The 26,892-nt window shown below is 60.3% G+C and carries 24 protein-coding genes; 14 read left to right on the top strand and 10 right to left on the bottom strand.

Translation table 11 applies throughout. The features are described 5' to 3' along the window. Window positions 1–41 precede the first annotated feature (41 nt). The 5 genes from ACQZ60_RS10555 to ACQZ60_RS10535 all read left to right on the top strand — a co-directional run bounded on the left by ACQZ60_RS10555 (window position 42) and on the right by ACQZ60_RS10535 (window position 6,633). Entirely contained in the window at window positions 42–1,556 is a 1,515-nt protein-coding gene (locus ACQZ60_RS10555; RefSeq protein WP_448735195.1) for an amino acid permease, read from the top strand. Between the two features lie 64 nt (window positions 1,557–1,620). Beyond that, the gene (locus tag ACQZ60_RS10550) at window positions 1,621–2,988 is read left to right on the top strand and encodes a glutamine synthetase family protein (RefSeq protein ID WP_031234598.1); all 1,368 of its coding nucleotides are present in this window, start codon (window positions 1,621–1,623) and stop codon (window positions 2,986–2,988) included. Window positions 2,989–3,006: 18 nt separating this feature from the next. Then, a complete protein-coding gene (locus tag ACQZ60_RS10545) occupies window positions 3,007–4,395 on the top strand; it encodes an aldehyde dehydrogenase family protein (RefSeq protein ID WP_448735194.1) in 1,389 nt (462 codons plus the stop codon). Continuing rightward, window positions 4,392–5,537, top strand: a complete 1,146-nt coding sequence (locus tag ACQZ60_RS10540) for an iron-containing alcohol dehydrogenase (protein WP_448735193.1) — start codon at window positions 4,392–4,394, stop codon at window positions 5,535–5,537. The genes ACQZ60_RS10545 and ACQZ60_RS10540 overlap by 4 nt, the downstream gene beginning before the upstream one ends. A 379-nt stretch (window positions 5,538–5,916) precedes the next feature. Then, window positions 5,917–6,633, top strand: coding sequence for a ParA family protein (locus tag ACQZ60_RS10535; RefSeq protein WP_448735192.1), 717 nt, complete (start codon window positions 5,917–5,919; stop codon window positions 6,631–6,633). A gap of 51 nt (window positions 6,634–6,684) precedes the next feature. Here the strand turns inward: ACQZ60_RS10535 and ACQZ60_RS10530 are convergent, their stop codons facing one another. Then, entirely contained in the window at window positions 6,685–7,203 is a 519-nt protein-coding gene (locus ACQZ60_RS10530) for a Spy/CpxP family protein refolding chaperone (RefSeq protein ID WP_448735191.1), read from the bottom strand. A gap of 57 nt (window positions 7,204–7,260) precedes the next feature. Between ACQZ60_RS10530 and ACQZ60_RS10525 the strand changes: the two genes are divergently transcribed. From ACQZ60_RS10525 to ACQZ60_RS10515, 3 genes are read left to right on the top strand one after another with little or no spacing between them, the layout of a single operon-like run. Further along, entirely contained in the window at window positions 7,261–7,815 is a 555-nt protein-coding gene (locus ACQZ60_RS10525; RefSeq protein ID WP_020813641.1) for a Crp/Fnr family transcriptional regulator, read from the top strand. A 37-nt stretch (window positions 7,816–7,852) separates the two neighbouring features. After that, the gene (locus ACQZ60_RS10520) at window positions 7,853–8,500 is read left to right on the top strand and encodes a TetR/AcrR family transcriptional regulator (RefSeq protein WP_448735330.1); all 648 of its coding nucleotides are present in this window, start codon (window positions 7,853–7,855) and stop codon (window positions 8,498–8,500) included. A 46-nt stretch (window positions 8,501–8,546) separates the two neighbouring features. Continuing rightward, window positions 8,547–9,752, top strand: a complete 1,206-nt coding sequence (locus ACQZ60_RS10515) for an MFS transporter (protein ID WP_448735190.1) — start codon at window positions 8,547–8,549, stop codon at window positions 9,750–9,752. Window positions 9,753–9,820: 68 nt separating this feature from the next. Here ACQZ60_RS10515 and ACQZ60_RS10510 read toward each other — a convergent pair whose 3' ends face one another. After that, window positions 9,821–11,209 (bottom strand): L,D-transpeptidase family protein, encoded by a 1,389-nt coding sequence (locus ACQZ60_RS10510; protein WP_020813638.1) that lies wholly within the window; start codon window positions 11,207–11,209, stop codon window positions 9,821–9,823. 155 nt (window positions 11,210–11,364) lie between these two features. Here ACQZ60_RS10510 and ACQZ60_RS10505 point away from each other — a divergent pair, with 155 nt between their 5' ends. The 3 genes from ACQZ60_RS10505 to ACQZ60_RS10495 all read left to right on the top strand — a co-directional run bounded on the left by ACQZ60_RS10505 (window position 11,365) and on the right by ACQZ60_RS10495 (window position 13,044). Further along, window positions 11,365–12,198 (top strand): aldose 1-epimerase family protein, encoded by an 834-nt coding sequence (locus ACQZ60_RS10505; protein WP_448735189.1) that lies wholly within the window; start codon window positions 11,365–11,367, stop codon window positions 12,196–12,198. A 117-nt stretch (window positions 12,199–12,315) separates the two neighbouring features. Further along, on the top strand, window positions 12,316–12,654 hold the full coding sequence (locus tag ACQZ60_RS10500) for a protein tyrosine phosphatase family protein (protein WP_003494827.1): 339 nt from the start codon (window positions 12,316–12,318) through the stop codon (window positions 12,652–12,654). A 48-nt stretch (window positions 12,655–12,702) separates the two neighbouring features. Next, window positions 12,703–13,044 carry a RidA family protein gene (locus tag ACQZ60_RS10495; RefSeq protein WP_003494829.1) on the top strand — a complete coding sequence of 114 codons (342 nt, stop codon included), beginning with the start codon at window positions 12,703–12,705 and terminating at the stop codon, window positions 13,042–13,044. A 224-nt stretch (window positions 13,045–13,268) separates the two neighbouring features. Here the strand turns inward: ACQZ60_RS10495 and ACQZ60_RS10490 are convergent, their stop codons facing one another. From ACQZ60_RS10490 to ACQZ60_RS10475, 4 genes are all read right to left on the bottom strand, one after another. Beyond that, entirely contained in the window at window positions 13,269–14,021 is a 753-nt protein-coding gene (locus tag ACQZ60_RS10490; RefSeq protein ID WP_020813636.1) for a HugZ family pyridoxamine 5'-phosphate oxidase, read from the bottom strand. 189 nt (window positions 14,022–14,210) lie between these two features. Continuing rightward, window positions 14,211–15,860 carry a thiamine pyrophosphate-binding protein gene (locus ACQZ60_RS10485; protein ID WP_020813635.1) on the bottom strand — a complete coding sequence of 550 codons (1,650 nt, stop codon included), beginning with the start codon at window positions 15,858–15,860 and terminating at the stop codon, window positions 14,211–14,213. Next, window positions 15,857–17,059 carry a succinate--glutarate CoA-transferase gene (caiB, locus tag ACQZ60_RS10480; RefSeq protein ID WP_035263582.1) on the bottom strand — a complete coding sequence of 401 codons (1,203 nt, stop codon included), beginning with the start codon at window positions 17,057–17,059 and terminating at the stop codon, window positions 15,857–15,859. Before caiB ends, ACQZ60_RS10485 begins: the two co-directional genes overlap by 4 nt. Window positions 17,060–17,160: 101 nt before the next feature. After that, on the bottom strand, window positions 17,161–18,111 hold the full coding sequence (locus ACQZ60_RS10475; protein ID WP_035263583.1) for an alpha/beta hydrolase: 951 nt from the start codon (window positions 18,109–18,111) through the stop codon (window positions 17,161–17,163). Between the two features lie 148 nt (window positions 18,112–18,259). Here ACQZ60_RS10475 and ettA point away from each other — a divergent pair, with 148 nt between their 5' ends. The 3 genes from ettA (at window position 18,260) to metF (ending at window position 21,978) form a co-directional block, all read left to right on the top strand. Next, window positions 18,260–19,909, top strand: coding sequence for an energy-dependent translational throttle protein EttA (gene ettA / locus ACQZ60_RS10470; RefSeq protein WP_003522791.1), 1,650 nt, complete (start codon window positions 18,260–18,262; stop codon window positions 19,907–19,909). A gap of 160 nt (window positions 19,910–20,069) precedes the next feature. Continuing rightward, window positions 20,070–21,083, top strand: a complete 1,014-nt coding sequence (locus ACQZ60_RS10465; RefSeq protein WP_031234190.1) for an ArsR/SmtB family transcription factor — start codon at window positions 20,070–20,072, stop codon at window positions 21,081–21,083. Window position 21,084: 1 nt separating this feature from the next. Next, window positions 21,085–21,978 (top strand): methylenetetrahydrofolate reductase [NAD(P)H], encoded by an 894-nt coding sequence (metF, locus tag ACQZ60_RS10460; protein ID WP_020811805.1) that lies wholly within the window; start codon window positions 21,085–21,087, stop codon window positions 21,976–21,978. A 466-nt stretch (window positions 21,979–22,444) separates the two neighbouring features. Here the strand turns inward: metF and ACQZ60_RS10455 are convergent, their stop codons facing one another. The 4 genes from ACQZ60_RS10455 to ACQZ60_RS10440 all read right to left on the bottom strand — a co-directional run bounded on the left by ACQZ60_RS10455 (window position 22,445) and on the right by ACQZ60_RS10440 (window position 26,774). Beyond that, window positions 22,445–23,671: a lytic murein transglycosylase gene (locus tag ACQZ60_RS10455; RefSeq protein WP_003522178.1), complete on the bottom strand. Its 1,227-nt coding sequence runs from the start codon at window positions 23,669–23,671 to the stop codon at window positions 22,445–22,447. Window positions 23,672–23,793: 122 nt separating this feature from the next. Beyond that, window positions 23,794–24,573 (bottom strand): glycoside hydrolase family 25 protein, encoded by a 780-nt coding sequence (locus ACQZ60_RS10450; RefSeq protein WP_448735188.1) that lies wholly within the window; start codon window positions 24,571–24,573, stop codon window positions 23,794–23,796. A 234-nt stretch (window positions 24,574–24,807) separates the two neighbouring features. Then, window positions 24,808–25,527 carry a class I SAM-dependent methyltransferase gene (locus ACQZ60_RS10445; RefSeq protein WP_020812113.1) on the bottom strand — a complete coding sequence of 240 codons (720 nt, stop codon included), beginning with the start codon at window positions 25,525–25,527 and terminating at the stop codon, window positions 24,808–24,810. Further along, window positions 25,524–26,774, bottom strand: a complete 1,251-nt coding sequence (locus ACQZ60_RS10440; RefSeq protein ID WP_059756626.1) for a BtaA family protein — start codon at window positions 26,772–26,774, stop codon at window positions 25,524–25,526. Before ACQZ60_RS10440 ends, ACQZ60_RS10445 begins: the two co-directional genes overlap by 4 nt. Window positions 26,775–26,892 lie beyond the last annotated feature (118 nt).

Here is a 26,892-nt window from a genome sequence, read left to right as displayed (position 1 = left end):
GGCTGACTGGCTTGTTTTTTTCTTATTCAGGAGAGAAGGGCATGGACAGTTCATCGTCAGGCGTCAGCTACAAGAAGGCTGATGCATCCTATTTCGAAAAACGCGGACTATCCCGTTATGCGGGCGTGTGGTCGCTCTGGTCGCTCGGCGTCGGCGCGGTCATTTCCGGGCATTTTTCCGGATGGAATTTCGGCTTCTCCACCGGCGGCTGGGGCGGCATGCTGGTGGCGGGCATCATCATCGCCATCATGTATCTCGGGCTGACATTTTCGATTGCGGAAATGAGCCCGGCCTTGCCGCATACCGGTGCGGCCTATTCCTTTGCCCGCACGGCCATGGGCCCATGGGGCGGCTTCATCACCGGGCTTTGCGAGAATGTCGAATATGTGCTGACGCCGGCGGTCGTCGTCACCTTCATCACGGCCTATGTGAACTCCATTCTCGGCCTCGATCCCGCTTATTCACCCTTCGTGTGGATAGCGTTCTACGCGATATTCCTTGCGCTCAATGTCTTCGGGCTTGAGCTTTCCTTCAAGGTGACGCTGGTTATCACGCTGATTTCGCTTGCCGTTCTGGTGTTCTTCTGGATCAGCGCCATCCCGAACATCGATTTTTCGCGTTTCGCGCTCAACATCGGTGTCGGACCTGACGGCAAGGCGGTGGAGCTGCCGGAGGGCGGCGGTTCCTCCTTCCCCTTCGGGTTCTCGGGCGTTCTCGCGACGCTGCCTTTCGCGGTCTGGCTGTTCCTTGCCATCGAGCAACTGCCGCTGGCGGCGGAAGAATCGGTCGATCCCAAGCGCGACATGCCGAAGGGCATCATCCTCGGCATGATAACGCTGATGGTTTCGGCCTTCATGATCGTATTGCTCAACCCATCCCTGCCGGGCGTCGGCGCCTTCCATCTCAGCTCCTCGCTTGAGCCGCTGCTCGATGGTTTCAAGGCGATCTATGGCGATGGCGGCGTGGTGGTGCTGGGTCTCGTTGCCTTGACCGGCCTGATCGCCAGCTTCCATACGATCCTCTACGCGCAGGGCCGGCAGATCTATTCGCTGTCGCGTGCGGGTTACTTCCCGACCGTGCTGTCGATCACCCATTCCAAGTACCGCACGCCATACGTTGCCAACATCACCGGCGCGATTGTCGGCTTGGCGGTCATGCTCGTCATCTGGTTCGCGCTGGGTGCGGAACAGGGCGGCAGCATCATCGGCAGCGTGCTTTTGAACATGGCCGTATTCGGTGCGATGTTCTCCTACATCATGCAGGCGATTTCCTTCATTCTGCTCCGAAAGAACCTGCCGCATATCGAGCGGCCGTTCCGCTCGCCCTTCGGCATTCCGGGCGCGGTTCTGACGGTCATCATCGCCATCGTCACGCTGCTCTACCAGATCCAGGATCCGAACTTCACCAAGGGCGTGCTCTGGGTCGCCGTCTGGTTCGCCGTGGCGATTGCCTACTTCGCCTTTGTCGGACGCCATCGCCTCATCCTGTCGCCGGAAGAGGAATTCGCGCTGGAGCACAAGCAGGCTGCGGTTGCCGCAGCGGCTGCAAAGGCCTGATGTTCAAACAAACGGGCGGCCGCATTCCGGCCGCCCGGCCACGACAATAAAGGGAACGGACAAAATGACGAGCTACACATTCGACGCGCTTAAAATGGATGTCGCCGAGGGGCGCATCGACACGGTTCTGGCCTGCCTTGTCGACATGCAGGGGCGTCTGATGGGCAAACGGTTCCAGGCGGAATTCTTCGTTGAAAGCGCCTTTGAGGAAACCCATAGCTGCAATTACGTGCTTGCTACCGACATGGAGATGGAAACCGTTCCCGGTTACAAGTCCTCCAGCTGGGAAAAGGGTTATGGCGACTATGTGCTGAAGCCCGATCTTTCCACGCTGCGGCGTGTGCCGTGGCTGGAAGGCACGGCGCTGGTATTGTGCGACGTGCTCGATCATCACACCCATGAAGAAGTGCCGCATTCGCCTCGCGCGCTCCTGAAAAAGCAGGTGGCGCGGCTGGAGGCCATGGGGCTGAAGGCCTATATGGCAACCGAACTGGAATTTTTCCTGTTCGACCAGACCTTCGACGCGGCACGCGCTAACGGTTACAAGGGCCTGAACCTCGCCAGCGGTTATAATGAGGATTACCATATCTTCCAGACGACCAAGGAAGAGGATGTCATGCGGGCGCTGCGCAAGGGCCTGCAAGGCGCCGGCATTCCGGTCGAGAATTCCAAGGGCGAAGCGTCCGCAGGTCAGGCGGAAATCAATGTGCGTTATGCCGATGCGCTGACCATGGCCGACCGGCACGCCATCATCAAAAACGCGACCAAGGAGATTGCGTGGTCCAAGGGCAAGGCGGTGACCTTCCTCGCCAAGTGGAATTACAACGCCGCCGGCAGCTCCTCGCATATTCACCAGTCGCTGTGGAGCGCCGATGGCAAGACGCCGGCCTTCCTCGACAAGGACGCCAAGCACGGCATGTCGGAACTGATGCGGCACTATGTTGCCGGGCTTCTCGCCCATGCCAGCGAGATCACCTATTTCCTCGCGCCCTATATCAATTCCTACAAGCGGTTCATGGCCGGCACCTTTGCGCCCACCAAGGCGATCTGGAGCCTCGACAACCGCACGGCGGGATATCGTCTCTGCGGCGAAGGCACCAAGGGTATCCGCATCGAATGCCGCGTCGGCGGCTCGGACCTCAATCCCTATCTCGCCATGGCGGCTTTGCTTGCGGCGGGCATTGACGGCATCGAAAATAAACTCGAACTTGAGCCCGCTTTTGTCGGCGATGCCTATGGCGGCAAGGACGTGCGCGAGATACCCAAGACCCTGCGTGACGCCACTGCCTATCTGGATGGATCGAAAATGCTGCGCAACGCCTTTGGCGACGATGTGATCGATCATTACGTCCATGCCGGACGATGGGAGCAGGAAGAATACGACCGCCGCGTGACCGACTGGGAAGTGGCGCGCGGTTTCGAACGAGCCTAATCATTACGGGAAAACATCATGACCATGATCCAGAATATCTCGCCCATCGACGGCTCGGTTTATGCCGAGCGGGAGGCGATGTCGCTGGAGGCGGCGCGGGCCGCCGTTTCGAAAGCGCGCAAGGCGCAAAAGGACTGGGCGCGGCGTCCGCTTGAGGACCGCGTTCAGCTGGTTCTGAAGGGCGTCGCCCGCCTCAACGAAATGGTGGCGGAAGTGGTGCCGGAACTGGCGCATATGATGGGCCGTCCGGTGCGTTATGGCGGCGAGTTCAAGGGGTTCAACGAGCGCTCCAACTATGTCGCTTCCATCGCCGCCGATGCGCTGGCGCCGCTCGTCATCGAGGAAAGCGGCAATTTCGAACGCCGCATCGAGCGCGAAGCGCATGGCGTGGTCTTCGTCATCGCGCCGTGGAACTATCCTTACATGACGGCGATCAACACCGTCGCACCCGCCTTGATGGCCGGCAATACGGTCGTCATCAAACATGCGGCGCAGACGCTGCTGGTGGGCGAGCGCATGGTGCGGGCTTTCGTCGAGGCCGGTGTGCCTGACGATGTCTTCATCAATGTTTTCCTCGACCACGGCACGACCTCGGCGCTGATTTCCGAGGGCCTGTTCAACTTCGTCAATTTCACCGGTTCGGTGGAAGGCGGCCGCGCCATCGAGCGCGCCGCGGCCGGCACCTTCACCGGTCTCGGGCTTGAGCTTGGCGGCAAGGACCCCGGTTATGTGATGGAGGACGCCGATCTCGACGCCGCCGTCGATACGCTGATGGATGGCGCCACCTATAATTCCGGGCAATGCTGCTGCGGTATCGAGCGCATCTACGTCAATGAAAACCTCTATGACGCCTTTGTCGAAAAGTCCGTGGCGTGGGTCTCCAACTACAAGCTCGGCAATCCGCTGGTTGAGGAAACCACGCTCGGGCCGATGGCCAACAAGCGTTTCGCCAAGGTGGTGCGCGCGCAGGTCGCCGATGCTGTCGCCAAGGGCGCCAAAGCGCTGGTCGATCCGAAGCTTTTCCCCGCCGATGACGGCGAAAGCGCTTATGTCGCGCCGCAAGTTCTCGTCAATGTCGATCATTCCATGGAATTCATGACCGAAGAAACCTTCGGCCCGGCCGTCGGCATCATGAAGGTCAAGAACGACGATGAAGCCATCGCGCTGATGAATGACAGCAAATATGGCCTTACCGCCTCGCTGTGGACGCAGGATGCCGCCCGCGCCGGTCGCATCGGCCGCGAGATCGAAACCGGCACTGTGTTCATGAACCGCGCGGATTATCTCGATCCCGCCCTTTGCTGGACCGGCGTGAAGGAAACCGGCCGTGGCGGCTCGCTCTCCGTCCTCGGTTTCCAGAACCTGACCCGCCCGAAATCCTACCATCTGAAGAAAGTCACGAAATGAATATCGTCGCCAACTGGAGCTATCCCACCGCCGTCAAGCTTGGCCGTGGCCGGATCAAGGAACTGGCGGAAGCCTGCAAGACGCTCGGCATAAAAAAGCCGCTGCTTGTCACGGATCGCGGCCTTGCCAATATGGCGATCACCGCGCATGCGCTGGATGTGCTGGAAGAGGCGGGTCTCGGCCGGGCGATCTTCGCCGAGGTCGATCCGAACCCCAACGAGATCAACATGGAAGCCGGCGTGAAAGCCTATCGCGATGGCGGTCACGACGGCGTCGTCGCCTTCGGCGGCGGCTCTGGCCTTGATCTCGGCAAGACCATCGCCTTCATGGCCGGGCAGACACGCCCGGTCTGGGATTTCGAGGATATCGGCGACTGGTGGACCCGGGCGGACGCTTCGAAGATCGCGCCCATCGTCGCCGTGCCGACGACGGCGGGCACCGGTTCGGAAGTCGGTCGCGCCAGCGTCATCACCAATTCGCAGACCCATGTGAAGAAGATCATCTTCCATCCGAAGCTCTTGCCCGGCGTCGTCATCTGCGATCCGGAACTGACGGTTGGCATGCCGAAGGTCATCACGGCGGGCACGGGCATGGATGCCTTTGCCCATTGCCTCGAGGCCTATTCGTCGCCCTTCTATCATCCGATGAGCGCTGGTGTTGCGCTGGAGGGCCTGCGGCTCGTCAAGGAATTCCTGCCGCGCGCCTATAAGGACGGCACGGATATCGAAGCGCGCACCAATATGATGGCGGCGGCGGCGATGGGGGCGGTGGCCTTCCAGAAGGGTCTCGGCGCCATTCACTCGCTCTCGCACCCGATCGGCGCGGTCTACAACACCCATCACGGCATGACCAACGCCGTCGTCATGCCGGCGGCGCTGCGCTTCAACCGCCCCGCCATCGAAGACAAGATTGCCCGCGCGGCCGCCTATCTCGGTATCTCTGGCGGTTTCGACGGCTTCTATGACTATGTGCTGGAGCTTCGCAGGGAACTCGGTGTGCCGGAAAACCTGACCGCCATGGGTATCAAGCCGGATCGCATCGACGAACTGACGGCGGAAGCGATCAAGGATCCGAGCTGCGGTGGTAATCCGGTGCCGATGACGCTGGAGAATACGAAGAAGTTGTTCGAGGACTGCTTTTAAGGAGCGACCTTTATTCGTCAGGTTTGTGAGAGGTTGAGAGGGTGCCGCTTGTTTCTTCTCCCCGCCGGGGAGAAGGTCGCGGCAGCGGGATGAGGGGGCAAGCTCTCGGTCTCTCGCTGACGTTGCCCCCTCATCCGACCCTTCGGGCCACCTTCTCCCCGGCGGGGAGAAGAAACGAGTGGCAACGTCGTGCCCTGCGCGGGGAGCGAGCCACGTACGATTTCTAATCCATGAAGCCCGCGATTTATCGCGGGCTTTTTGTTGTCTCCAAAAACGATCTTAGTCTTTTCTTAACCATGTTCGTTAAGGTTATGGAAAGCACCATGATTGGCTCGGTGCGTGAATGAGCATGAAATGGCTCTGATCAATCGGGGATATCATGCCTGTCATTACTTTTGCCAACACCAAGGGCGGCGCCGGAAAAACGACCGCCGTGCTGCTTCTGGCAACCGAACTCGCCCGCAGCGGCCACCGCGTGACGGTTCTGGATGCCGATCCGCAATTGTGGATTTCCCGCTGGCACGACTTGTCCGGCGAGATCGAAAATCTCTCGGTGATTTCGCATGTAACGATGGCTTCGCTTGAAGGCCATATTCGCGAGAATAAAACCAATACTGACTGTTTCATCATCGACCTGCCGGGCGCGAAAAGCCCGCTTCTGACCATGGCGCTCGGTATTTCCGATCACGTGCTGATCCCGGTGCAGGGCTCAGCCATGGATGCGCGCGGCGCTGCCGAGGTTCTGGATCACATCGAATTCCTGAACCGCAAGATGGGCAAGGCCATCGCCCATTCCATCGTACTGACACGGGTGAATGCCATGGTGGCGACGCGCTCGCTGCTGCTAGTCAAAATGCTGCTGGTGGAAAAGAACGTCTCGGTGCTCAATACGCCGATTGTCGAGAGAGCGGCCTATCGCGATATTTTCGATTATGGCGGCACGCTTCTCTGTCTCGATAAGGACAAGGTCAGCAATATCGACAAGGCGGTGGAGAACGCGAAAGCCTTCGCCACCGAAGTCGTCGGCCTGCTGCCGAAACGTCTTTTGCGGCTCGGCACGCAACCCGCGCGCCTTTTCACCCGCAAGGCCGCCTGAAAGCCGGAGCTGCCGCCAGGGCAGGGAGGACCGGCTCCGTCCGCGCGCTCGTTAAGGTGCAAAGCCGCGCAGCCTGTTGTACCGTGCGACCTGCTCCTTGGTCAGCAGCTTTACCGTTTCGAGATGAGCGGCAAGGTGGATGTATCTCAGTCTGGCGCGGCTTTCTTCAATACGGTCGAGTTGCGCTCGCAATTGATCCGCATCGATTGAGCCATTACGGAAGCCTGCATCCAGTGCCGCTTCGCGGGCGATCATTTGCCTGCCTTCTGTCGCAGCATCTTTCCGCATGGTTTGAAACAGCTGTTGGACGGCGGCGGCCTGCTCGGTCGTCAGCGCCAGTTCGGTCGCCATCTTGCTGACGTGTGAGGGACCCGGCATACCGTTGAGATCGGCGGCTTTCGCAAAGCCCCATCCGCCTCCCTGTTCCAGTTCGGCAATATCTTCAGCCGACAGGCTCTTGATGGTTCGGCTCTGCTGGCCCGCATAGGGAGATTGGTGGAGATGCTGCTCTTCCCCGGCGGCTGAGAGGGGGAGAAGAGCGGTGAGGAAGATAAGAACCGTGGATTTCATGGGGCTACTTGGGTTGTTGCGATCCCCTGAGCTTGTCAGCAGGCCGGTTTGCCGGACATGATAGAAATCATGTCGAGTTCGATTTTTGACCAGCTTCGCCCGAAGGCGTCCGCGTCCAGATCCTTTGAAAAAGGCGAATACCTTTTTCATCAAGGCGATTCCATTCACGTGCTGGCGCTGGTGGTCGAGGGCTATGTCCATCTGATGCGGTTTCAGGAGGATGGACATAGTGCCGTGTTGCAACGGGCGGGGCCGATGTCGGTTCTTGCCGAAGCCTCGGTGTTTTCGGAGAAATATCACTGCGACGCCATCGCCATGACAGCCGGACGTGCCTTGTTCGTGCCTATCGGCACGCTGCGGCAATTGCTGGAACGCGAACCCGCATTCGCACTCGAATGGATAAATCATATCTCCGGCGAGCTAAAAAAGGTCAGGACGCGGGCGGAAATATTGGCGCTGCGCTCGGTTGGCGCACGGCTCGATGCCTGGATCACCGTCAATGAAGGTCTGCTTCCGCCCAAGGGGCAATGGAAGAGCCTCGCTGCTGAAATAGGCGTTTCTCCCGAGGCGTTGTATCGGGAAATAGCCAGGCGCCCGGCTTCATCGCGCTAGTTCGCACAGAGGATAAAATTATTTGCTTGATTTGGAAATGATCGTTTCCTATATTCCGGCCATGAGCAATATCAACCACACCAATTCACCGGAACAGCGCCATCGCGGCAGGCCGCGCGAGTTTGACGTCGACCGTGCACTCGATGGCGCGATCCGCGTTTTTTCGCGACGCGGTTATCATGCCACCTCCGTCGGTGATCTCACCGATGCGATGGAACTGGCGCAGGGCAGTCTTTATAAGGCCTTCAAGGACAAGAAAGCCATCTTCATCGCCACGATGGAACGCTACAGGATCGTGCAGACCGAGCGTTTCGAGGCGGCGGTGGCCGGTTGTGACACCGGCTATGAGCGCCTGAGGGCAGGCCTAATGTTCTATGCGGAACGGTCGCATGGCGGTGTCGGTTCCGATGGATGTCTGGTGGTTGGTGCTGCTGCCGATCTGGCGGCTCTGGATGACGATATTGCAATCGTGGTCGAGCGGGCGGTGAAGGCGAGGGAGCGAATTGTCGCCCGCCTCGTTGCTGAAGGGCAGAAGGATGGTTCCGTGCGTTCGAAGGCCGATCCCGACGATCTCGCCCGGGCGATGCTGTGCATGATGTACGGCATGCGCGTGGTGGGAAAGACGGGGCGCAGCCTTAAAGACATGGTGGCTGTGGTGGATATCGCCATGAAGCTTGCCGATTGATTTTGTGACTATTTAGGAAACGATTGTTTCCATATTGGAGAAAATGATGACGACGCGTGTAATTGAAGGGGATGATGTCGAGGCAACATCCATTTCCCCGGCCTTGACGTTCCTCTTGGCGACAGCCTGCGGACTGATTGCCGCCAATCTTTATTATGGCCAGCCGCTGGCCGGCATCATCGGGGCGGAACTCGGTCTTTCTGCCGGTGCGACGGGGCTGATCGTGACCCTGACCCAGATCGGTTACGGTATCGGTCTGCTGTTTGTCGTGCCGCTCGGCGATCTCGTTGAAAACCGCAAGCTGGTGGTCAGCGCTGTCGCGATGGCGGTGCTTTCCCTTGTGGCGGCGGCATTCGCACCGCATGCGGCCCCGTTTCTGATTGCGGCCTTTCTGGTCGGCGTCAGTTCCGTGGCGGTGCAGGTCATCGTTCCCTATGCCGCCCACATGGCGCCGCACGCCATTCGCGGCCGGGTGGTCGGCAATGTCATGAGCGGGCTGATGGCCGGCATCATGCTGGCGCGGCCGGTTTCCAGCCTTTTGTCGGAAGTGGTCTCCTGGCGGGGTGTGTTTCTGACCTCGGCGGCCGTCATGGCGCTTCTTGCCGTGGTGCTTTTCCGGCTTCTGCCCGCCCGTATGCCCGATGCGCGGCTGAGCTACGGCGCATTGATGGCTTCGATGGGCCGGCTGGCGCTTCACACGCCGATCCTGCGGCGGCGGGCGATCTATCACGCCTTCCTGTTTGCGGCTTTCAGCCTGTTCTGGACCACGACGCCGCTTTATCTGAGCGGACCGCATTTCAATCTGAGCCAGGGTGAGATCGCGCTTTTCGCGCTGGCCGGTGCGGCCGGCACCGTGGCCGCGCCGATTGCCGGGCGGATGGCGGATCGTGGCTGGACGCGTGCGGCCACCTTCTTTGCCCTGGTGGCGGTGGCGCTCTCCTTCACCGTTACGCATCTTGCACCCGAAGGCTCGCATCTGGCGCTCGCCATTCTGGTCGTCGCCGCCATCGTTCTGGATTTCGGCGTCACCACCAATCTGGTGCTTGGCCAGCGTGCCATCTTCGCGCTCGGAGCGGAATTCCGCAGCCGCCTGAACGGCATCTATATGGCGACGTTCTTCATGGGCGGCGCAATCGGTTCCGCCGTCGGCGGCTGGGCCTATGCCTTCGGCGAATGGCAAGCCGCCTCGTGGATCGGCTTCGCCTTGCCAGTGGCAGCCCTGCTTTATTTCCTCACGGAAAAACGCGACTGAAACGCCATTAAATGAAAAAAGCCCGGCGGACCAAACCACCGGGCTTTTTCTTTTTCTTTCGGTCGATCCTATTCCGCGAATTCGACCACCACGCCGGGGCGGACCATTTTTGCCAGTTCGGTCGCATCCCAGTTGGTCAGGCGGATACAGCCGTGGCTGTTGGTCTTGCCGATCTTCGAGGGTTCCGGCGTGCCGTGAATGCCATAGGTCGGTTTCGACAGCGCAATCCAGACCGTGCCGACCGGGCCGTTCGGGCCCGGCGGGATCTGCAGAATCTTGTCGTTCTGGCCCTGCTTGAAGTTGATCTTCGGATTATAGGTGTAGCCGGGATTGAGCGCGATGCGCTCCACCGTGTGGGTGCCGCTCGGCGAGGGCGTATCCGTGGAACCGATGGTGGCGGGATAGGCGGCGATCAGATTGCCGTCCTGACCATAGGCGAAGACCTGCTTGATACCCTTATGTGCGACGATGCGGGCCACCTGTCCCTTTTTCGTCTCGCCGGGATTGACGACCTTGATGATGGTGCCGGGTACGGAAAAATCGATGCCGGGGTTGAGTTCCTTCAGATAGTTCTCATCCATGTGGAAGCGTTCGGCGAGCGCTTCCGAAGTCGAGGTGAAGGAGAGGGCAGGCAGCTGCGATTTCTCGGCATAGTCGTCCGGAATGGAGGCGACATAAGGGCCGGCGGCATCGGCGGCAGTGATGGTGTAGTCGACGATCGGCATGCCGCCGGAAGCGCGCAGACGCTCCAGAATGTCATCGGAATTGTTGGGGTCGAGCTTCTCGCCGGTCATGTCCTGCCAGGCGGCAATCGCCTTGTTGACGTTGTCGCCCATCTTGCCGTCGATAACGCCGGGCGAGATGCCTTCACGGTCGAGGAATGTCTGGAGCGCGACGATTTCCTGGCGCGAGCGATTGACCGGCGTTGTCACCGGTGTATGGCGCTCAATCAGGTGGTCCGGCTGCGGAACGGCGGCCGTGGTGCTTTCGCCCGGCATCGGCTGGCCGAGCGGACCGCTTTCCACCGCACCGGGTGCGGGAACGGAGCCGGTGTAGAAATTCTCGTCGGAGCCGTCGCCGCGATATTCGCGGTAATCGCGCACGCTGCCATTGTCCTGATAGCCGTAGTCGCGCTGCGGCTCACGATACTGGCCGCCGGGGGCGGGCGGATAATAGGTGGTGTCGCGCTGGCGCGCCTGCTGCCGCTGCTGGTAGCCGGAGGGCATTTCGGTGGCGAGGAGATTGCCGTACTGGTCGTAAAACACCGTGCGTCCCATGGAATCGCGGCTGATGACGATATCGCCGCGCTCCGGCATGAAGTCGAGCACGCGACCGTCCGGGGTCACCAGCATCGTCTGCTGATCGCCATAACGCTGCTGCGCGCCAGCCTGTAGCGGGGCGATAGCTGCCGCCAGCGCGACTGTCAGACCCAGAGCTGCGTTAAGAAACTGTTTCACGATTCTGCTATCCCTTGCTTGTTCACCGATAAACACACCGCAATCTTGACCCTATTGTGAAAAAGGTGAATTCGCGGTTAATGCAATCTTAATTTCCGTCACGGTTAGTAGCGTTTCCGTGAAGCATGCGTTTTTAGGGTCACAGGGAGGTTATCTTGCGTTCGTTTCAGGCTGGCAGATCGCCACGCATTTTCCTCGATGAAACCTCCGTTTTCGATATCGGCGCCTGCGTCGTCGATGGTATCGACATCGCGCCCGGTCGCGCCATTCCCGACGATGGCGATGCGCGCATCGACCATTCGCTGGAAGGCTTTCTGTTCACCTGCGGTCCCGACCATATCCGCCATCCCGAACCGATCGATGGCGACGGTGAGGGGCGTCGATATCCGCTGCATGGATCCTTTTCCTCGCATCCCGCGACGATCATCGCGTTCGATGTTCATGAGTCCAATGCATTGGCGCGCGTCGAGGTTCCCGTGAAGCTTGCAGATGGCGGCACGGCCCTTCTGGAACGGACATGGCGCATCGACGGGGAAAGCGGCGAAGTCAGCCTCGATGATAAGATCGTCAACACCTCGGCGCGGCCCATCCCGGTGTTTCTGATGTATCATATGAATGTCGGCGCGCGCCTCTTCGACGATGCCGTGCGGCTTGAAGGCGCGATGTTGGATGGTGGCGGCCACCGCTGGCGTTTCGGCGAAGAGTCGGGCACCGTTTTCTGCGTTCCCGCCGGTGATGACGAGTGGGCGTCGCTCGCGCTCGGACCGATTGCGGCCATCGGCGGGAAAACGCTGACCGTACGTTTTCGCACGGAAACGCTGCCCTATCTGCAGATGTGGCGCAACCAGCAGGCGCCGGCCAATGTGCTCGGCATCGAGCCGGTTTCGCATCGCTGGGTGGGGCGGAGCGAGCTTGAGGCTTCCGGCGAGTTCAATATTCTCCAGCCGGGCGAAAGCCGTTCCTTCGGCCTGCGCTTTTCCATCCTCTGAACTGTAGCGAATGACGGTGCGCCGTCATTGACGCACGGGGTTTGACCGCTTACATCGGATGCGGATTTCAAGGGTGACAGCCAGCGGCGCGGACGCCGGTTTCAGCGGAGGCATGACATGGATATCAGGCGCATAGACGACGAATATTCGGTAACGGGACAGATCAGCGTCGCCGATCTCGACGAGATCAAGGCGCTCGGCTTCAAGTCGATCGTCTGCCACCGTCCTGACGGCGAAGAAGACGGCCAGCCGCTTTTTGCCGATATTGCCGAGCGTGCCGAACAGCTTGGCCTCACCATCATGCATGTGCCGGTTGGCCGTTATGGCGTCGATGCGGACGCCGTTACCGGTATGGTGGATGCACTGGACGAATTGCAGCGCCCGATGCTCGGCTATTGCCGTTCCGGCGCGCGCTCGACGGCGATTTACGAAAAGACCCATCACCTGCGCGGCTGATTTTCCGCGCGTCATTCTATTTTAAATGCCAATCAACAGGAGTTTTCCATGACCATCAAGCGTATCGAGCCGGGCAAGCGCATGAGCGGCGCCGTCGTTCACGGCAACACCGTTTATCTGGCCGGCCAGGTTGGCGAAGGCACGAGCGTTACGGAACAGAGCAAGTCCGCTCTCGCTGAAGTCGACCGCCTGCTGGCCGCTGCCGGTTCGGACAAGTCGAAGATCCTGCAGACGATCATCTATCTCTCCGACATGTCCACCTTCGGCGAAATGAACGCCGTCTGGGAAGGCTGGATCGACCCGGCAAACCCGCCGGCCCGCGCCACCAGCGGCGCACCATTGGCAACGCCGGATTACAAGGTTGAGTTCATCGTGACCGCTGCTCTCTGAGCATCCGTCTGAATTTTTAAGAAAAGGCCGGGTCGCGGAATGCGGCCCGGCCTTTTTTGATGGGAAATTCGAAACGTTCGTTTCGTCATCCTCGGGCTTGTCCCGAGGATCCAATCACCTATCGCAAATTGATAGGTAGCAGATGCTCGCGACAGGCCCGAGCATGACGGAGGAGAGGGGATTGTCCCAGGTTTGTGAATCGCTTGGAAACTTCACTTCAAAAGCTAAGCAAGCGCCTTCTCAAACTGCTTCAACGTCGTCACCCGCTCCGCAAACCACAGCCGGGCCAGATCGCTGGCCGAGGCGAGATTGATGCCCTCAGGGTCGATGGAGGTGATCGTCCAGCGGCCAGTCTTTGCGCCGGCCAGAACGGCAAGCCGGGACGCTTCGCCCTTGATGGCGTTAAGGCGGATCGCTTCGCTTTTCGCCGCCGCCATCAGTTCGGCTGCGCCTGACAGATCGGTGCGCAGATCGGCCGGGGTGATGTTGCTGGCATTGCGGGCCGGGCCGCCATTGATCTGCACACCTTCCGTCCGCAGCCGGTAAAGCCGCGTGTCGGGAAGGGAGAGATAAAGTTTCGCTTTGGGGTAGCGGGCAATGTAGCGCGCGATGGCGAGCGGCACTTCATCCGGACCGATTTGTTCCGCCGTGCCCACCAGTGTCAGCCGCGGCAGCGTCAGCGCGTCACCCTTGCCGAAAGGGGCGAGCGTCAGTGAGATGCGCGCGTCTGTCTCCATGTTGCGGGCATGCAGCGTCAGCCCGGCCGCGAAGAAGAAGGGCGTGCCGTCCGGCTCGATGCCGATATTGGTGGCGGTCGTATAGGGATAGCCGCTGACGGGATCGAGGGTCGCGAGTGCTGCCGTGCGGGAAGTGTGCAGGACATCGCGGGCCACGCGCACGGCCTCGAAAGGCGCGCCGGCCGAGGGCTCGATCTTTGCGCCGCGCGGGGTGATGACGGGAGGGGCTGCATCCGGCATGTCGTTTCCTGATCCAAAGGGCTGCTGAAAGAAGTGTGAGACCCCTCCTTCGTCATGCTCGGGCCTGTCCCGAGCATCTGCAACCGATGAACTTTACGATACGTGATTGGATCCTCGGGACAGGCCCGAGGATGACGTCGTGCGAGCGTCAGGATTTACACCATGCCGGAGCCGTGTCCATGCGTCATATCAGCTTCCGGTCCTGATCTGCGTCAGGGTGCGCGTCGGCGTGATCGCTTCGGCATCCAGCTTCACCTCGATGATGGCCGGCTTGCCGCTGGCCCGCGCCCGTTCGAAGGCGGCGGCGAAGTCTTCGGTCTTTTCCACCGTTTCGCCGTGGCCGCCATAGGCTTTGGCAAAGGCGTTGAAATCCGGATTGACAAGATCGGTACCGCTGACACGGCCGGGATATTCCCGCTCCTGATGCATGCGGATCGTGCCATAGGTGCCGTTATTGACCAGCACGGTGATGATCGACAGGCCGTAACGCACGGCGGTGATGAATTCCTGCCCATGCATCATGAAACAGCCGTCGCCGGCAAAGCAGATCACCTCGCGTTCCGGGAACAGATGCTTGGCCGCGACCGCCGCCGGCAGGCCGTAACCCATCGAGCCTGATGTCGGGGCCGATTGCGTATTGTAGCGACGGAAACGGTGGAAGCGATGGACCCAGGTGGCATAGTTGCCGGCGCCATTGGTGAAGATCGCGTCCTCGGGCACATTGGCCTCGATCCAGTCCATGATCGGACCCATCTGCACAGCGCCGGGGCCGGTCTGCGGTGGGGTGGACCAGCTGAGATAGGCCGCATGCATGGCGGCGGTGCGATCGGCCCATGCATTTGCGGAAAGCGTAAGCGAGGAGAGGGCGGCAACGAAGTCATCCGGTGCAGCGCATATCGCCAGATTCGGTCGATAGACGCGGCCAAGCTCTTCGGCTTCCGGATAGATGTGGATGAGTTTCTGCGACGGGTAGGGGATGTCGAGCAGCGTATAGCCGGAAGACGGCATTTCGGAGAGGCGGCCGCCGAGCAGCACCACGAGATCGGCCTCCTTGATCTCCTTCGCCAGCGCTGGGTTGATGCCGATGCCGACATCGCCCGCATAAGAGGGGCTGAGGTGATCGAATAGCATCTGGCGGCGGAAGGAACAGCCGACAGGCAGCTTGTTGTTTTCCGCAAAAGCCTTGAAGCCCGCGACGCTTTCCTCAGACCAGCGCGTGCCGCCGATGATGAAGACCGGGCGCTTCGCCTCGCCCAGCATTTTTGCGAAGGCGGCCATCTGTGACGGGCCGGGATGCGCTTCGACCGGAGTATAGGGCTTTGCCTTGGGCGCTTCGACCTCTTCCACCAGCATGTCTTCGGGCAGCGTCAGCACCACCGGGCCGGGGCGGCCGGAGGTGGCGACGGCGAAGGCGCGGGTGACGAATTCGGGGATGCGGCGCGCATCGTCGATCTCACCCACCCATTTGGCGAATTCGGTGAAGGCGCGGCGATATTCCACTTCCTGAAAGGCCTCGCGCTCGCGCGCTTCGCGCTGCACCTGACCGATGAAGAGGATCATCGGAATGGAATCCTGCCTTGCGATGTGCAGGCCGGCCGAGGCGTTGGTCGCGCCCGGTCCGCGCGTCACCATGCAGATGCCGGGTTCACCGGTCAGCCGGCCCCAGGTGTCGGCCATCATGGCGGCGCCGCCTTCCTGGCGGCAGACCACGGTTTCGATGCCGCTTTCATAAAGCGCATCCAGCACGGCGAGATAGCTTTCGCCCGGAACGCAGGAAACGCGGGAAACGCCATTGGCCTTCAGCGCTTCGACGATCAATTGCCCGCCTGTTCTCTTCATGGCGTCGTGGTCCTTTCGATGTTTTCCAGTTCGGCCAGCACCTGCGCCTGATGTTCGCCGAGCTTCGGGCTCGGGCGTTCATAGCGCAGCGGCGTTTGCGACATGATAATGGGTGTGCGGACACCGGGGATGACGGTGCCGTCTTCCGCCTCCAGATCGACGCGAAGGCCACGGGCCTTCACCTGCGGATCGGCGAACATTTCCTCGATGGAATTGATCGGCCCGGCCGGCACGGCATTCTTTTCGCAGGCGGTCAGAAGATCGCGCTTCTGCCATTTCAGCGTTTCGGTGGAAACGATCTGCCGGACTTCCGCTTTGTGGGCCACGCGGGCCTTGTTCGTCGCGTAACGTTCGTCATCGGCAATCGCGCCGATGCCGAGAATGGTGCAGAGGCGGCGGAACTGGCCGTCATTGCCGACCGCGAGGATGAGGAAACCGTCGGCCGTCGGCACCACCTCATAGGGGGAAATATTCGGATGGGCGTTGCCGAGCCGGACGGGTGGCCTGCCGGAAATCAGGTAATTCATGTTCTGGTTGGCGAGCACGGCCGATTGCACATCGAGAAGCGCCATGTCGATATGCTGGCCTTCGCCGGTGCGGATGGCATGGATCAGCGCCGCCTGAATGGCTGACACGGAATAGATGCCGGTGAAGATATCGGCAACCGCCACGCCCGCCTTCATCGGCTGGCCGTCGGCTTCGCCCGTAATCGACATGAAGCCGGACATGCCCTGAACGATATAGTCGTATCCGGCGAGATCGGCATAAGGCCCGGTCTGGCCGAAGCCGGTGATGGAACAATAGATCAGCTTCGGATTGAGCGCCTTCAGGCTCTCGTAATCGAGGCCATATTTGGCAAGCCCGCCGCGCTTGAAATTTTCGATGACGACATCGGCGGTGCGCACCAGCCGGCGCACCAGCTCGCAGCCCTCGGGCGTTTTCAGATCGGCGACGATGGAGCGTTTGCCGCGATTGGTGGCGTGGTAATAGGCGGCGGAGAGGTTTTCGCCATCATCGCTTTCGACGAAGGGCGGTCCCCATGCGCGGGTATCGTCGCCGCCCTCGGGGTTTTCCACCTTGATGACGTCGGCACCCATGTCGGCCAGCATCTGCCCTGCCCAGGGACCGGCCAGAACACGCGCCAGCTCGATGACGCGAATGCCTGATAGCGGCGGTTTCCTGTTCGGCATGTCGGTCATCGGTCCCCCGGTATTTTGTGTCTGCCGGTTTATAGACCGCTGCTTGCCGCGTCGCATGTGATTTTATCTCATGGACTTATTCCGTTTCGGCAAAGGCCGCCTCAATCGCCGACGACGCGGCTGCACCAGGCGGCGAAATCCGCCGCGACGGCCTGCCAGCCGATTTCGTTCAAGGTCTCGTGCCGCATGCCCTTGTAGATCGTGTGCTCGACATGGCTGAAACCCGCCTCGCGGAAACGTTCGGCGAGCCAGACGATCTCTTTGCCGTCATTGGTGGCTTTGTCCTGATCGCCGCTGACAAGCAGAAGCGGCAGGGTTTTCGGCAGGCGCTCGATGAGTTTCGGTGCGCGATAGGAGAGTTCGAAGACATCCTGCCACAGGGAAACGCTCGCTTCGAACTGGCAGAGCGGGTCTTCCACATAGGCGTCCACCGCCGCCCTGTCGTGGCTCAGCCAGTCGGCATGGGTGCGCCTTTCCGGCATTTTCGCATTCCACACGCGGAAGGTTGCCTTCGGCAGAATGGCGCTCGGCACATCCGAGCCTTTCAGCATTTTTTCCAGCCGCAGCAGAACCTGTGCCAAACGGCCCATGAAGCCGGGATTGAGGTTGGAATTCCAGATAGACAGGCCATCGAAGGCATCCGGATGGCTGACGGCGGTGTTCAGCGCCACGAGGCCGCCCATGGAATGGCCGAACAGGATTACCGGCAGGCCGGGATGCCTTTCGCCGACCATCTGGCGCATCGCCATGACATCGGCAACGACCTTTTCCGCACCGTCCTTCCAGCCAAAACGGCCGAGAGGCGCATCCGCCGCTCTCGTGCGGCCATGGCCGCGATGGTCGTGGGCGTAGACTTCGAAACCCTGCTTCGACATCACATCCGCAAGCCGGCGATAACGGCCCGCGTGGTCAACCAGCCCGTGGCAGATCATCAGCACGCCGCGCGCGGGGGCAAGAGCGGAGGGCTGGTGGCGAAAGGCGATGGATGCGCCGGAGGGGGCTTCCAGCCTCTCAATACGGCTGAAGGCCAAGTCGTCGGTCGTTTCATTCATGATCGCGCCTGTCCCTGCCATAACATCCCTTGTCATAATCATGGGGTCATAATCGTGCCAGAGGTTGCCCCAAGGTCCTATTTACCCTACATAGCGGCAAATTTCCCGATACGTACTCTTAAAAATCCGATGTGGAGCATTCGCTACAATGGCACGTCAATTCATCTATCACATGGCCGGACTGAACAAGGCCTATGGCGCGAAGAAGGTTCTGGAGAACGTTCATCTCTCCTTCTACCCCGACGCCAAGATCGGTATCCTCGGCCCGAACGGCGCCGGTAAGTCGACTGTTCTGAAAATCATGGCCGGCCTCGACAAGGAATATACCGGTGAGGCCTGGCTGGCAGAAGGCGCGACCCTCGGTTATCTCGAGCAGGAGCCGAAGCTCGACGAAAACAAGACCGTGATGGAAAACGTCATGGAAGGTGTGGCGAGCAAGACGGCCATTGTCGACCGCTACAACGAATTGATGATGAACTATTCCGACGAAACGGCGGATGAGGGCGCGAAGCTTCAGGACATCATCGACAGCCAGAATCTCTGGGATCTGGAAAACCAGGTCGAAATGGCCATGGACGCGCTGCGTTGCCCGCCCGGCGACTCGGCCGTAACAGGTCTCTCGGGTGGTGAACGCCGCCGTGTGGCGCTCTGCCGTCTGCTGCTGTCGCAGCCGGACCTGTTGCTGCTCGACGAACCGACCAACCATCTCGACGCGGAAACCATCGCATGGCTTGAAAAGCACCTGCGCGACTATCCCGGCGCCGTGATGATGATCACCCACGACCGCTACTTCCTCGACAACGTCACGGGCTGGATTCTCGAACTCGACCGTGGCCGCGGCATTCCTTACGAAGGCAACTACTCCGCTTACCTGCAGGCGAAAGCCAAGCGCATGCAGCAGGAAGCCCGCGAAGACGCCTCGCGCCAGAAGGCCATCAGCCGCGAAAGCGAGTGGATCGCCTCCAGCCCGAAGGCACGCCAGACGAAATCCAAGGCACGTATCAAGGCCTATGACGAGCTGGTGGAAGCAGCGGAAAACCGCCGTCCCGGCGATGCGCAGATCGTCATTCCGGTTGCCGAGCGTCTCGGTCGCGTCGTCATCGAAGCCGACAATCTGACGAAATCCTATGGCGACCGCGTGCTGATCGAAAACCTGTCCTTCAAGCTGCCGCCCGGCGGCATCGTCGGCGTCATCGGTCCGAACGGTGCGGGTAAGTCCACGCTGTTCAAGATGATCACCGGTCAGGAAAAGCCGGATAGCGGTTCGGTGACTGTCGGTGAGACGGTTCAGCTCGGTTATGTCGACCAGAGCCGCGATACGCTGGCGGGTGACAAGACCGTCTGGGAGGAAATCTCCGGCGGCAACGACATCATCAAGCTCGGCAAGTTCGAAGTGAATTCGCGCGCCTATTGCGGCGCTTTCAACTTCAAGGGCGGCGATCAGCAGCAGAAGGTCGGCAATCTCTCGGGTGGTCAGCGTAACCGCGTGCACCTCGCCAAGATGCTGAAGGCCGGCGGCAACGTTCTGCTGCTCGACGAACCGACCAACGACCTTGATACGGAAACGCTCGCAGCGCTTGAAGAAGCGCTGGAAGCCTTCGCAGGTTGCGCCGTTATCATCAGCCACGACCGCATGTTCCTCGACCGCCTGGCCACCCACATCCTCGCTTTCGAGGGTGACAGCCATGTGGAATGGTTCGAAGGCAACTTCGAAGACTACGAAAAGGACAAGGTCCGCCGCCTCGGCCCGGAAAGCATCAAGCCCGGCCGGGTGAGCTACAAGCGCCTGACGCGCTGATCCTTTTCCGGATCCCTTCAGAAAGGCCCGCCGCAAAGCGGGCCTTTTTCCATGTAATAAGTTGACATGATCGCCTCACGGAACACTTTGCGCTTGCATCGAACGCCACATCGACATAAAGATATCTTTATATCTTGATTAGCTTGCGAGGCGCGGCAGAGTGGCGTTCGGTCTGGACAAATTGGTGGATCTTCTGAAGGCAGCGGGTGAGCCGACGCGCTTTCGCTTGCTGGCGCTTCTTTCGGCCGGCGATCTGACGGTTACCGATCTTACCGAAATTCTCGGCCAGTCGCAGCCGCGCATCTCCCGTCACCTCAAGCTTTTGACGGAAGAGGGGCTGATCGAGCGTTATCAGGAAGGCGCCTGGGCCTATTTCCGCTTGCGGCAGGATGGTGAGCCCGCCATTGTGGTCCGGCAGCTGCTTGGCGCCGCATCGCCCTCCGATGCCGTTCTCCAGCGTGACAGCGAGCGGCTTGCAACCGTCAAGCGGGTGCGGGCGGAGCGGGCGCAGGATTATTTCAGCCGCAACGCCTCCGCCTGGGACGAGCTGCGCCGCCTGCATGTCAGCGACGAGGCCGTGGAAGGCGCGCTCCTGAAGCTGGTGGGCACCACGCCGGTCGATTCGCTGCTCGATCTCGGCACCGGCACCGGCCGCATTCTGCAGCTTCTGAGCGGTATCTATCGCCGCGCGATCGGCGTTGATGCCAGCCGCGACATGCTTTCGGTGGCGCGCGCCAATCTCGACAAGGCGGGCGTGGTCAATGCATCCGTGCGCCATGGCGATATTCTCAATCTGCCGCTCGAAGGCCAGGATTTCGATCTGATCGTCATCCATCAGGTTCTGCATTTCCTCGACCAGCCGGAAATCGCGCTGGCCGAAGCCGCGCGCATGCTGCGTCCCGGCGGGCGGCTGATCGTCATCGATCTTGCGCCGCATTCCTTCGAATATCTGCGCGACGAGCATGCGCATGTGCGGCTGGGTTTCTCGCATCCGCTGATGGAAGAATGGCTGAAGAAGGCCGGGCTTTCTCTGGAGCGCGCTGTCGATCTTCATTCTGAAAAAGCGTCCGACGAAGCTCTGGACGTGACGATATGGGTTGCCCGTGACCAGCGGCTGCTGATGGCAGACGATGTGGTGCAAGAGGCCGTTTTACTTGCTGCCGGGAGGGCATGATATGTTGAGGTCGGAAACCGCGCGCCAAAATGGCGATATCCGGTTGTCTTTCGAGTTTTTCCCGCCCAAGAATCCCGAGATGGAAACCCAGCTCTGGGAAACGGTTGCCGAGCTGAAGAAATGGAACCCGGATTTCGTGTCCGTCACCTATGGCGCCGGTGGATCCACCAAGGCACCGACGCTGGATGCGGTGCGCCGCATGATCGGCGACAGCCATCTGGCAACCGCCGCGCATCTGACCTGCGTGGATGCCAGCCGTGAGGACGTGCATCAGGTCATTGAAGAGTTTCGCAATGCCGGCGTTCGTCATTTCGTGGCGCTGCGCGGCGATCCCTCCACGGGCATCGGTACGGCCTATAAGCCGCATCCGGAAGGGTATGAGAACGCTGCCGCTCTGGTGAAGGGGCTGCGTGAAATTGCCGATTTCGAGATTTCCGTGTCGGCCTATCCGGAAAAACACCCTGAAAGCGCAAGCGAAGAGGTCGATATCGATATGCTGAAGCGCAAGGCTGATAATGGCGCGACGCGGGCGCTGACGCAGTTCTTCTTCGATAATGACGTGTTCGAGCGCTATATGGAGCGGGTGACGGCGGCAGGCATCACCATTCCGGTGGTTCCGGGCATCATGCCGATCCAGAACCTCACCCAGCTCAAGCGTTTCGCCGGTCGCTGCGGCACCAGCATTCCCGGTTTTCTGGATGAGCGTTTCGAAGGTTATGACGACGATCTGGAAGGTCGCGCCCGCGTGGCCGCGGAGGTTGCCGCCGAGCAGATCGCCGATCTGCAGCGGCGTGGCGTCAATGAGTTCCATCTCTACACCATGAACCGCGCGCCGCTGGTTGACGCGGTGCTTGAAAATCTCGGGCTGGAGCGTCTGCGCCGCAGCGCCGCCTGATTTTACCGCAGCGGATTACCGACATGAAAAAAGCGCAGGTCCCTTAGGGCCTGCGCTTTTTAAACTCGTGTCATCTACGGTTCTTATCTGCGTTTGGTCTTCACGTCTCGTCAGATGAAAAGCATCATCGCTACGAACAAAAACGCCAAACCGACTGCCAAGGCATTGAGAGATTTTGTAAGTCCCATGGGTGCCTCCTCTTGTTGACAGGTTCGATAATATGACCGTTTTGTGGCAGTTGAAAAGCGGTTTTTGTGATGCAGTGCAGCACGTCTCTAGGCAGCATAAAAAAGAAATTTCTGTAATTATTTGAAAATAAAAGATTATTTTCTTATCACGCAGTGCTTCATATGTTTAAAAAAAGTAAATGACCGGGGTGTTATCCCCAGTCATCAGGTCGAGATTAACACTTTATGCCTTGATTCCGTCCGACAGATTAAGGGCCGGAAGGCGCCGTTAAGATTGCTTAAAGCGCTTGGAGAAGGGCGGTCGAAGGCCAGCCATCGGCGGGCAGTCCGAGACGCTGCTGCTCCTTCTGGATGGCGACGCGGGTGCCAGAACCGAGAATGCCATCCACCTTGCCGACATTGTGTCCGCGCGCTTCGAGCTTGGTCTGAAGCTCCTTCATGGTCGCATCATCGAAACCGGGCTCCGGGTTGCCCTTGTTGTAGACGGGAGAGCCCATGAGGCGGGTGGCGAAATAGGCGGCCGAGGTCGTGTAGATGAACGACTGGTTCCATTCCAGATAGATGTTGAAGTTCGGATAGGTGATGAAGGTCGGTCCCTTGCGTCCCTGCGGCATGATGAGGGCAGCGGGCAGGGTGGCGAAGTTTCTGTTGCCGTCGCGCGGGGTGACGCCCAGTGCGAACCAGTCACCCGCGGTCAGCGGACCGCCGAGGCCGGATTTTTCCCAGGGCAGGTTTTCCGGCAGCGAGACTTCCTGAATCCAGGGTTCGCCCTTCTTGAAGCCGAGATGCTGGATGAACTTCGCAGCCGTCAGGATCGCATCCGGGGCGCTGCTCTTGACGTTGATGTGGCCGTCGCCATCGCCGTCGACGCCGAAGGCGATGATGTCCTTGGGCAGCATCTGCACCTGGCCGATTTCACCGGCCCATGCGCCGGTATTGGCGGCGGGATCGAGATCGCCGTGCTGAACCATTTCGATCAGCGCCAGCAGCTGCGGACGGAAGAGTTCCGGACGGCGGCAATCATGCGAAAGGGTCACCAGCGCGTTGCGGGTGTTGAAATCGCCCTGAACGGCGCCGAAATCCGTCTCCATGGCCCAGAAGGCGGCGATGACGCCAGCCGGAACACCGAATTCGTTTTCGGCACGGGCGAAGGTGGAGGAGAGTTCCTGAAGTTTCTTGCGGCCGATATCCAGACGCGCCTGGCTGACGGTGCGCTGGGAGAATTCCAGGAAGGTCTGGCGGAAGACGCCCTGTGCACGGTCACGCGAGAGCACCTTCGGGTCGATCTGCGCGCCGGCAAGCGCCTTCTGGATCGCGTCGGCCGGAATGCCCTTGGCAAGCGCGTCGGCTTTCACGCCTTCGAGGAATGCACCGAGATCGCCGCCGCAGGCAACCTGCTTGGGATCATCGGGCGCGGCCACTGGCGGTGTGGCGAGGGCGGAGCCGGTGGAAAGAAGCGACAAAGCGGCGGCAAAAACGATGCTGCGCGACCGGAACGTGGGCATGGGAATTTCCTCGATAGGTTGTTAGCCCGCTTTACCCATATGTTTGCGACAAAAAAACGGACCGAATGATCTGACGCTGCAGAACAACGCCGATTTTTCAAAAGTGTTGCTTCTTGGCCGTGTTATTTGGCGGAAGCAATCCATTTCCGCCAGTTTTTATCCGTTCCGGCAAAGACATTGATGTCGGTCGGACCGTTCACGCCGGGCACGACGCCGGTTGCAGTATATTGCCAGAAGGCCCATTTGCGATCTTCGTAAATCTTGGCCGGATGGGCGGCGACGGAGCGGACCCAGAAATGGTAATCCTTGAACTGACCGACGAGGTTGTCGCGGTGGAAGTCCACCGAGGTATAGATGATCGGACGCTTGCCATAGTGGGCTTCGATGCGGTCGAGGAAACGCTGCATCTCGGCGCGAACGATGCCGGGTGCCGGGCGCGTCTTGCAGGTGGGCGAGGCCGGGTTCCATTCCACGTCGAGAACCGGGGGAAGGGTGACGGCCTCCTTCGGCACGTTGCGAATGAACCAGTCGGCCTGGGCGTCTGCTGTCGAACAGAAATAATAGAAGTGGTAGGGCGCGTGCAGAACATCTGCCGCCGCCGCGCTGCGCCAATGGTCGCCGAATTTCGGATCGATGCGGTCCGATCCCTCCGTCGCCTTGATGAAGACGAAGGACACGCCTGATTTGCGCACGGTCGGCCAGTCGACATCGCCATTCCATTTGGACACGTCGATGCCGTGCACCTCATGGCGGTGCGGGTTGTTCGTGCCGAAATCCTGCGGATCGGTATCGGAAAATTTCGGCCTGGAAACGGATGCGGTTTCCAGCAGGTCATAGCTGGTGGAGGTGCAGCCGCCGATCAACAGCAAAGCCGACAATAGTGCCGATAAACGCAGCCGCATTGAAACCCTGATGAAAGTGTTGCCCATCCCGCGGCCGCAAAACGGCGCGCCGTATCTCCCGATTTACGCATAACATGGTAAACAAGCGGTTATGGCAAGGGCAAAGGTGCTTTTTGCATCTCGCAAGCCGCTGGATTTGAAGCGATTTGCGATTTTTACTGCTGAAACCTCGCCGGGCGGAGCCTTGAAGGCTACGCCACGGGCGTGCAGACGGGTTTCGCAATCCACCGGGAATCAGGCGTCGGCCAAGATACGGTGGATTTTCGGCTGCTGCGCTTCGGCAACCGGAAGCGTGATGACAGCCCGCCAGGCATAACCCCGGGCGATTTCCTCGAATTCGAGATTACCGTCAAAACGGCCGGCCATATTGGCCAGAACATAGCGGAGATTGGCGCGGGGCGTGACGTGGAAACGGGTAAGCCAGGCTTGCAGAAGGGTGCGGAACCACTTCGGCAATTGTTCCTGCTGGCCGAAATCGACGATATGCAGCGAGCCGCCGGGTTTCAGCGCCGTAAGCGCCTGTTCGATCGCCTTTTCCCAGTCCGGTATCATCGACAGCGCATAGGGGATCATGACGCGGTCGAAGCCGTCGGGCTGGCCGAATTCGGAGGCGCGAAAAGCGGTGGCGTCGGCCACGCGCAGAATGGGGCGTTCCGCCTTGCCGGCGAAATTCTCGGCTGCGGTCAGCAGCATTTCGGCCGAAATGTCTAGGCCGAACAGTCTTGCCTGCGGAAATTTGCGGCTGGCCAGCAGCAGGTTGCGGCCGGTGCCGCAGCCGACTTCTAACAGCGTGCCGCCCTTCGGCACGTCGAGGCCGGAAATGGTCCGGTCACGGCCGAGAAGGTAATATTTGCGGGTGATATCGTAGATATGCCGCTGGTGGCGATACATGCGGTCCATCAGGCTCGCATGCGCGCTGTCTGCAAGGCCCACATTCTCGCCGACGGTTTTCATGCCATAGCCCTCTGATAGATATGGAAGCCGCCGTAGATGGCCGAGCGGTCCATGGCGTTGAGCTCATTGGAGCGCTCTTCGAGATAGACCCACTGGTTGCGGATATCGGGCGAAAGCCGGCCTTCGATGACGCTCTTTTCGGCCGCGGTGCGGAAGATGACGCGCGCGCCCGATGCGGCGGTGCGGCTGATCTGCGACCACAATTCGTTGAGCTGTGTGTCCGTCATCCAGTCCTGCGCATCGAGGAGGATATAACGGTCGACGGCGCTTGCCGGCTTTCTGGACAGAAGCTCGGTATAGGTGGCGTGGTGCACCGCGACGCGGGCCGTGTTGTTGCGGATCGTCTCGTAATATTCCGGCTTGAGATAGGCGGGCAGCGCGCCCTCATGCGGTTCGGGATAGCGGCGCGCAAAGGCCTGCCAGGCGAAATAATTATCGCTGAGCGGGAAGTTGCAGGCGAGCTTTTCCAGCCGCTCCTTCAGCACGGATGCAACCGTGCCATTGGCGGAAAGGCTGGCCAGCTCGTCATATTGCCGAGGCGGAATGCCGAGGCCGAAGAGCGAGCTTTTGCGCTTCGTCAGCCAGCGCACGACCGGCTTGTCGAACAGCGGTGCCACCTTGCTGTCGAAAAACTGGCGCTGTTCGTCCAGCGTGCGGGTCTTGGCCATTTCGGTGAGTTTCACGCCGTGCAGCCGGGCCATGAGATGGCCGGCGCCGATGAAACGGCCGAGCAGGCCGGTGCGATAGATATTCCTGTCGAAGACAGAGATGCGGCGGCGGCCGGAAAGGGTGCGCTTCGACCAGTAAGCCTTGGTCGTGGCGTCGAGATGCTCGGCGATGAAGCGGTCGTAGCCGTGGCTGTTGCTGCGCGTATTGGCGCGGCCGAAGTGACGCACCACGTCCTGATGGGCAGGCAGATGGCGGAAGGCGGCGAGCTTCAGCTTGTTCAGCGCGATGTGGTGCGGGTTGAGGTCCACGACATCGATGCTGGCCGGATTGCGCGAGAGATAGGCCAGCATGTTGCAGCCGCCCGAGCCGATGGTGACGATGCGATGACCTTCGCCAAGCTCCATCGCTTCCATGTCGATTTCCGGGTCTTCCCATATCTGCGGATAGACGAGGCCGGAAAAGAGGACGCCGAAGAAGCGCTCGGACAGACCGCTTTTGGAGAGTGCCTTGTGCTGGAGCAATGCGGACTTCAGTTTCGTGTTCTTGCTGAAGCCGGTCTTGGGTGCCGCACTCGTCATATGTTCACCTCTCAGTCGATTGAGAGGCGTCTACAGCCGTGACACTACAATTTGATGACAGGGGCTGTGGGCAAAGGCGGGGAATAGGGGTGTCGGTGGAAAACCAGCCCGCGCCGCC

Source organism: Agrobacterium sp. 22-223-1 (assembly GCF_053522385.1).
Note: the sequence above shows the minus strand (reverse complement) of the source record. Positions and strands in the feature narration are given on the sequence as shown.

What these genes read in the sequence shown, in the direction of transcription:
- ACQZ60_RS10555 (WP_448735195.1), top strand. Translation starts at nt 42, where the DNA reads ATGGACAGTTCATCGTCAGGCGTCAGCTACAAGAAGGCTGATGCATCC.
- ACQZ60_RS10550 (WP_031234598.1), top strand. Translation starts at nt 1,621, where the DNA reads ATGACGAGCTACACATTCGACGCGCTTAAAATGGATGTCGCCGAGGGG.
- ACQZ60_RS10545 (WP_448735194.1), top strand. Translation starts at nt 3,007, where the DNA reads ATGACCATGATCCAGAATATCTCGCCCATCGACGGCTCGGTTTATGCC.
- ACQZ60_RS10540 (WP_448735193.1), top strand. Translation starts at nt 4,392, where the DNA reads ATGAATATCGTCGCCAACTGGAGCTATCCCACCGCCGTCAAGCTTGGC.
- ACQZ60_RS10535 (WP_448735192.1), top strand. Translation starts at nt 5,917, where the DNA reads ATGCCTGTCATTACTTTTGCCAACACCAAGGGCGGCGCCGGAAAAACG.
- ACQZ60_RS10530 (WP_448735191.1), bottom strand. Translation starts at nt 7,203, where the DNA reads ATGAAATCCACGGTTCTTATCTTCCTCACCGCTCTTCTCCCCCTCTCA.
- ACQZ60_RS10525 (WP_020813641.1), top strand. Translation starts at nt 7,261, where the DNA reads ATGATAGAAATCATGTCGAGTTCGATTTTTGACCAGCTTCGCCCGAAG.
- ACQZ60_RS10520 (WP_448735330.1), top strand. Translation starts at nt 7,853, where the DNA reads ATGATCGTTTCCTATATTCCGGCCATGAGCAATATCAACCACACCAAT.
- ACQZ60_RS10515 (WP_448735190.1), top strand. Translation starts at nt 8,547, where the DNA reads ATGACGACGCGTGTAATTGAAGGGGATGATGTCGAGGCAACATCCATT.
- ACQZ60_RS10500 (WP_003494827.1), top strand. Translation starts at nt 12,316, where the DNA reads ATGGATATCAGGCGCATAGACGACGAATATTCGGTAACGGGACAGATC.
- ACQZ60_RS10495 (WP_003494829.1), top strand. Translation starts at nt 12,703, where the DNA reads ATGACCATCAAGCGTATCGAGCCGGGCAAGCGCATGAGCGGCGCCGTC.
- ACQZ60_RS10490 (WP_020813636.1), bottom strand. Translation starts at nt 14,021, where the DNA reads ATGCCGGATGCAGCCCCTCCCGTCATCACCCCGCGCGGCGCAAAGATC.
- ACQZ60_RS10485 (WP_020813635.1), bottom strand. Translation starts at nt 15,860, where the DNA reads ATGAAGAGAACAGGCGGGCAATTGATCGTCGAAGCGCTGAAGGCCAAT.
- caiB (WP_035263582.1), bottom strand. Translation starts at nt 17,059, where the DNA reads ATGACCGACATGCCGAACAGGAAACCGCCGCTATCAGGCATTCGCGTC.
- ACQZ60_RS10475 (WP_035263583.1), bottom strand. Translation starts at nt 18,111, where the DNA reads ATGAATGAAACGACCGACGACTTGGCCTTCAGCCGTATTGAGAGGCTG.
- ettA (WP_003522791.1), top strand. Translation starts at nt 18,260, where the DNA reads ATGGCACGTCAATTCATCTATCACATGGCCGGACTGAACAAGGCCTAT.
- metF (WP_020811805.1), top strand. Translation starts at nt 21,085, where the DNA reads ATGTTGAGGTCGGAAACCGCGCGCCAAAATGGCGATATCCGGTTGTCT.
- ACQZ60_RS10455 (WP_003522178.1), bottom strand. Translation starts at nt 23,671, where the DNA reads ATGCCCACGTTCCGGTCGCGCAGCATCGTTTTTGCCGCCGCTTTGTCG.
- ACQZ60_RS10450 (WP_448735188.1), bottom strand. Translation starts at nt 24,573, where the DNA reads ATGCGGCTGCGTTTATCGGCACTATTGTCGGCTTTGCTGTTGATCGGC.
- ACQZ60_RS10445 (WP_020812113.1), bottom strand. Translation starts at nt 25,527, where the DNA reads ATGAAAACCGTCGGCGAGAATGTGGGCCTTGCAGACAGCGCGCATGCG.
- ACQZ60_RS10440 (WP_059756626.1), bottom strand. Translation starts at nt 26,774, where the DNA reads ATGACGAGTGCGGCACCCAAGACCGGCTTCAGCAAGAACACGAAACTG.